The following is a 3,816-nucleotide window of genomic DNA, read 5'->3' on the forward strand; positions in this document are numbered from 1 at the left end:
TCTCCGGCGTGCGGATCTCCCCCGAGACGTCCTCGCCATCCAGGAACACGTGGTTGTCCTCACCCACCACCTGGAAGGTGACGCGCACCCGCTCCAGCAGCTCGCCGAGCTTCGTGTCGTCGTCGAAGGCGATGCCCTCGCGCCGCGCCTTGAGCGCCACGCAGCGGTAGATGGCCCCGGTGTCCACCAGCGCGAAGCCCAGCCGGCGCGCCAGCACCTTGGAGACGCTCGACTTGCCCGCGCCCGCGGGGCCGTCGATGGCCACGATGAAGGGTCGCGTGCTCATGAGGCGAGGACCTCCTTCAGGGCGGCCACGCAGCGCAGGTTCTCCTCGCGCGTGCCCACCGAGATGCGCAGGGACGTGGGGTAGCCGTTGCCCGCCATGGGCCGCACGATGACACCCTTGCGCAGCAGCTTCTCGTACAGCTCCATCGCCGGCTTGCCGAAGTCCGCCAGCACGAAGTTGGCGTGGCTCTCCGCCAGGCGCGCGCCCAGCTTCGGCAGCTCCGTCTGGTAGTAGCGCAGCCCCTCGCTGTTGAGCTCGCGCGTGCGCCGCACGTGCTCCGTGTCATCCAGCGCCGCCAGCCCGGCCATCTGCGCGGGGACCGTCAGGTTGAAGGGCATGCGCGTGCGCTGGAGGTACGCCACCAGCCGCGCGTCCATCACCCCGTAGCCCAGCCGCACCCCCGCCAGCCCGTAGATCTTGCTGAACGTGCGCAGCGCCACCACGTTCGGGTGCTTGTGGATGTACTCCAGGGCGCTGAAGTACTCGGGCCAGTCCACGAACTCGAAGTAGGCCTCGTCGTGGACGACCAGCACCTGCTCGGGCACCTTCGCCAGGAAGGCCTCCCACTCCTTACGGCCGAACGTCGTCCCCGTCGGGTTGTCCGGGTTGGCGATGAAGATCATCCGCGTGCGCGGGTTGATCGCCTGGGCCATCGCGTCCAGGTCGTACCGGTGTCCCTCGCGCATGGGGACCTCGGCGAAGGGCCGCCCGTGCGCCTGCACGGAGATGCGGTAGGCCGGGAACGAGCCCTTGCTCAGCAGCACCTCGTCCTCGGGCGTGGTGAAGGTGCGGATGAGCAGCTCGATGATCTCATTCGAGCCACAGCCCAGCACCACTTCCTCCGGCTTCACGCCCAGGTGAGAGGCCAGCCGGCGCACGAGCGCGAAGCTGCTCGCGTCCGGGTAGAGGTGCACCTTCTGCGAGGCGGCCCGCATGGCCTCGATGGCCTTGGGCGAGGGCCCCAGCGGGTTCTCGTTGGAGGCCAGCTTGATGACGCCCGTGAGACCGTACTCCCGCTCCGTCTCCTCGATGGGTTTGCCCGGGACGTAGGGCTTGAGCGTCTCGATGTACGGGGGGACGAGCGGTCTCATGGGCTCTCTGACTTCCTGGGTGAAGGGCTAACGCCCGGAGAACACGCCGAGCGCGCGGAACTTCTGGTAGCGGTCCTGGATGAGCTCGTCGGCCGAGAGCTCGGACAGCTCGCCCAGGTGCTTGCGCAGGGCCTTGCCCAGGTTCTCCGCCATCTTGTCGTAGTCGCGGTGCGCGCCACCGGCCGGCTCGGGGACGATGTCGTCGATGACGTTCATCCCCTTGAGGTCCTTGGCCGTCAGCTTCAGCGCGTCCGCGGCCTTGTCCGCCTTGGTGGGATCCCGGAAGAGGATGGAGGCGCAGCCCTCGGGCGAGATGACCGAGTAGACGCTGTTCTCCAGCATCAGCACGCGGTTGCCCACGCCGATGGCGAGCGCACCGCCGGAGCCACCCTCGCCGATGACGGTGGAGATGATGGGAACCTTCAGCCGGCTCATCACCTCCAGGTTCTTCGCGATGGCCTCGGCCTGGCCGCGCTCCTCGGCGCCAATGCCCGGGTAGGCGCCCGGCGTGTCCACGAAGGTGAGGATGGGCTTCTCGAAGCGCTCGGCCAGCTCCATCAGCCGCAGCGCCTTGCGGTAGCCCTCGGGGCGTGGCATGCCGAAGTTGCGCGCCATGTTCTCCTTGGTGTTGCGCCCCTTCTGGTGGCCCATCACCAGCACCACCTGCCCGTCGAAGCGCGCGAAGCCGCCCACGATGGACGGGTCCTCCCCGAAGAGGCGGTCGCCCGCCAGCTCGAAGAAGTCCGTGAAGAGGTGCTGGACGTAGTCCAGGAAGTACGGCCGGGAGCTGTGGCGGGAGAGCTGCACCACCTGCCAGCGCGAGAGATCGCTGAAGATCTCCGTCTGAAGCTTCTTGGCCTTCTTCTCCAGCTTGGAGATTTCCGAGGTGAAATCCACCGAGCCGCTCGCCGAGAGGGCCTTGAGCTCGTCGATCTTCTTCTCCAGCTCGATGAGCGGTCGCTCGAAATCGAGAGGATAGTTGATGCCGTTCGCCATGGCGCGGGAGCCCTATCACCTGCCTTCCGGGCTTTCAACGCGCAACCCGTTACGCGGTGCGTAGAATCCCGGCCCCCTCCCTCCCGTCTGGAGAGACATGCACCGCCTGCTCCTCCTGCTCGCCCTCACCCTGGCCGCCCCCTCCCCCGCCCAGTCCGCCCGCGCCCTCAACACCGAGGGCTTCCGCCTCTATCAGGCCGGTAAGTACCCCGAAGCCTTGAAGAAGTTCGAGGCCGCCGCCCAGGCGGACCCCCAGCTGGCCCTCGCCCACTACAACGTGGCCGCCACCCTGGGCGTGCTGCGCAAGCAGGGGCAGATCTGCCAGTACGAGGCCTACCGGCAGACGATCCTGGAGCGGCTGAATACCGCCGTGCGGTTGGATCCGCGGCGGCTCGCCCGGGCGAAGGAGGACGCGGACCTGGACCCCATCCGGGACACGGTGGGCTGGCAGCGCCTCCTGGGCCGCTCTCCGGAGAAGCAGGCCCATGTCCCGGAGCTTCTCCGCCGGGTGAGCTGGTTCTCCCCGGGCGAGGGCGTCTACGGCTCCACCCGGAAGCTCACCTTCCCCGACAGCCAGCGCGTCGTGCTGTGGCGGCGGGTCATCGAGGACGAGAAGGACCCGAGCCGCACCGAGGAAGTGACGGGGACGTACAGCGTGAAGGGGCGAACCCTCACCCTGACCTTCCCGGGCCAGAAGCCCCTCCAGGGCAAGATGACGACGCGCGGAGTGCTCGAGTTCGAGGAGCTGGGAACGTTCCAGGACTCTCCGTCCGAGTGCGAGGCGTAGGACGGATCTCCCGAGGGACACTTGGCGACCGGGCTCCGCCTGTCCACCCTCCCCTCGGGGAGGTGTCGGGGCATGGTGCGACTCGCGGGTCGGCAGTGGGGGCTGGTGGTCTTGGTGGCGGGGAGCCCCTTCCTCATCGCCTTCTTGCTGGCGGTCCAGGCGCCGGGCCTCGTCGAGCCCGTGCTCGGCACCGCGCTCGGGGGGGCGAGCTGGATGCTGGCCGCGCTCCTGGGCCTGCTGGGGGGCGCCGTGTTCGCCAACTGCCTGGGCAGCCTGGAGCCGTCGCCCGAGCTCGCCGCCTCACCGCTCCGGCGCGCGCTCCGGCTCGGCCTGGCGTCGCTGGCGCCCATGCTGCTGTGCATCGTCCCGGCGATCTGCCTGCTGCTCGCCGGACCGGCCCTCGCCGTCCGCCTCGAGCGCGACGGGGGCGTGCTCCGGGAGCTGCCCGTCCTCTCGCCCCAGGACATCGCGGAGCGGCTCCGGCACCAGTTGCCTCGGGTGCCGCCGAACCTGCCCCGCGTCAATCCGGGGTGAGTCGCGGCGGGGGCCGGGGATGAACCTCACCCCAGCCCCTCCCCGGCGGCTCAGGCCGCCTTCGTCTTGGCGACAGTGGCGCTGAGCGCGTACCAGGCGGTGCGGAAGGCCTTCAGCTCGCG

General features: G+C 69.4%; 5 protein-coding genes. 2 read left to right on the plus strand and 3 right to left on the minus strand.

Annotation, left to right across the window (positions count from 1 at the left end):
• The 3 genes from VF697_RS25660 to VF697_RS25670 all read right to left on the minus strand — a co-directional run.
• A partial coding sequence (locus VF697_RS25660; protein WP_331099347.1) for a (d)CMP kinase occupies positions 1–286 on the minus strand: 286 nt, incomplete at its 3' end.
• Positions 283–1,377, minus strand: a complete 1,095-nt coding sequence (hisC, locus tag VF697_RS25665) for a histidinol-phosphate transaminase (protein ID WP_331099348.1) — start codon at positions 1,375–1,377, stop codon at positions 283–285. The genes VF697_RS25660 and hisC, both read right to left, overlap by 4 nt.
• Before the next feature lie 27 nt (positions 1,378–1,404).
• Positions 1,405–2,373, minus strand: coding sequence for an acetyl-CoA carboxylase carboxyltransferase subunit alpha (locus VF697_RS25670; RefSeq protein ID WP_331099349.1), 969 nt, complete (start codon positions 2,371–2,373; stop codon positions 1,405–1,407).
• 97 nt (positions 2,374–2,470) lie between these two features.
• On the opposite strand from VF697_RS25670, the gene VF697_RS25675 reads away from it, so the two are divergent.
• Positions 2,471–3,160, plus strand: a complete 690-nt coding sequence (locus tag VF697_RS25675) for a tetratricopeptide repeat protein (protein ID WP_331099350.1) — start codon at positions 2,471–2,473, stop codon at positions 3,158–3,160.
• Positions 3,161–3,232: 72 nt separating this feature from the next.
• Positions 3,233–3,694, plus strand: coding sequence for a hypothetical protein (locus tag VF697_RS25680; protein ID WP_331099351.1), 462 nt, complete (start codon positions 3,233–3,235; stop codon positions 3,692–3,694).
• Positions 3,695–3,816: the final 122 nt, after the last annotated feature.

It is taken from the genome of Archangium sp. (genome assembly GCF_036388035.1).
In the GTDB taxonomy this organism is placed as follows: Bacteria; Myxococcota; Myxococcia; order Myxococcales; family Myxococcaceae; genus Archangium.

Bases quoted from the DNA above. Each gene is read 5' to 3' on its own strand.
- VF697_RS25670 (WP_331099349.1), bottom strand. From the start codon at position 2,373: ATGGCGAACGGCATCAACTATCCTCTCGATTTCGAGCGACCGCTCATC.
- VF697_RS25680 (WP_331099351.1), top strand. From the start codon at position 3,233: ATGGTGCGACTCGCGGGTCGGCAGTGGGGGCTGGTGGTCTTGGTGGCG.
- hisC (WP_331099348.1), bottom strand. From the start codon at position 1,377: ATGAGACCGCTCGTCCCCCCGTACATCGAGACGCTCAAGCCCTACGTC.
- VF697_RS25675 (WP_331099350.1), top strand. From the start codon at position 2,471: ATGCACCGCCTGCTCCTCCTGCTCGCCCTCACCCTGGCCGCCCCCTCC.